The organism is Levilactobacillus hammesii DSM 16381, assembly GCF_001434395.1.
GTDB classification, from domain to species: domain Bacteria; phylum Bacillota; class Bacilli; order Lactobacillales; family Lactobacillaceae; genus Levilactobacillus; species Levilactobacillus hammesii.
This window is the reverse complement of the sequence record NZ_AZFS01000055.1, coordinates 1-380: the sequence shown is the minus strand read 5'-3', so window position 1 is coordinate 380 and position 380 is coordinate 1. Positions and strand designations below refer to the sequence as shown.

Annotated in this window: 1 rRNA gene; it reads right to left on the bottom strand. The window is 51.6% G+C overall.

The features are described from left to right. Positions 1 to 55: 55 nt before the first annotated feature. Positions 56 to 380 (bottom strand): 16S ribosomal RNA (locus FD28_RS06610); the annotation flags it as partial.

Genomic DNA, 380 nt, shown 5'->3' with positions numbered 1-380 from the left:
CTCAAAACTGACCATTGTTTCGACAAAGTATGTGTAGCCTCCGTATATTCCTTAGAAAGGAGGTGATCCAGCCGCAGGTTCTCCTACGGCTACCTTGTTACGACTTCACCCTAATCATCTGTCCCACCTTAGACGGCTGACTCCCGAAGGTTATCTCACCGGCTTTGGGTGTTACAAACTCTCATGGTGTGACGGGCGGTGTGTACAAGGCCCGGGAACGTATTCACCGCGGCATGCTGATCCGCGATTACTAGCGATTCCAACTTCATGTAGGCGAGTTGCAGCCTACAATCCGAACTGAGAACGGCTTTAAGAGATTAGCTTGGCCTCACGACTTCGCGACTCGTTGTACCGTCCATTGTAGCACGTGTGTAGCCCAG